Source organism: Bradyrhizobium sp. (assembly GCF_016462955.1).
In the GTDB taxonomy this organism is placed as follows: domain Bacteria; phylum Pseudomonadota; class Alphaproteobacteria; order Rhizobiales; family Xanthobacteraceae; genus Bradyrhizobium.
Genome location: NZ_JAEMSD010000653.1, coordinates 1 through 704, shown reverse-complemented (window position 1 = coordinate 704; position 704 = coordinate 1). Strand labels below are relative to the sequence as shown.

Genomic DNA, 704 nt, shown 5'->3' with positions numbered 1-704 from the left:
GATCAGTACTTCGCGACGACGGGGCCGGTCCAGTTGAAGCGGTAGACCAGCGAGGTCGAGATCGTCTGGTTCCAGCTGTTGGCGCGGACGCTGTTAACCAGCGGCACGTTGCCGGCATCGAGGATCTCGGTCTGGGTCTTGGCGTTGTAGAAGGCCGAACGGTACTCGGTCTTCATGAACCAGCCGGGCGAGGTGACGCCGAAGATGTTCAGGCTGTTCTCGACGCCGCCGCCGATGAACCAGCCATGGCGATCGTAGCCATCGAGGTGAACGCCGACCGGGGTCCCACCCAGCGTGGTGAAGTTGGTGCGGCCGAAGTGGGCGCCGGAGTAGCCGCCGTTGACGTAGGAGAGAACGTTCGGAGCGACCAGCCAGCCGAGGCGCACGCCCGCAGCCCAGGAGGTTTCCAGCTTCTGGTTACCGGTGATGCCGAAGATCGGGTCCTGGATGGTGGAGCGGATGCTGCCGAACTGAGCGTCGCCAAACACACCGGCAACCCAAGTGCCGCTGAACTGCCAGTCGTAACCAGCGCCGACCGTACCGAACCAACCGGAGCCGCCCTGACGCTGCGTGATCGTCAGCGGGGTACCCGTCGCGGTGCTGACAATCTGCTGGTCGGCATTGGAGAGGCCACCGCCGCCACCGCCGAACACGTAGAAGCCGGTCCAGTTGGCGACGGGCGCCGGCATCGGAGCCTTCGCATA

General features: G+C 64.9%; 1 protein-coding gene. It reads right to left on the bottom strand.

What is annotated here, in order from left to right:
* Window positions 1-2: 2 nt before the first annotated feature.
* Window positions 3-704, bottom strand: a 702-nt coding sequence (locus JHD07_RS36290; protein WP_291630932.1) for a porin family protein, incomplete at its 5' end; no start/stop codon positions are given.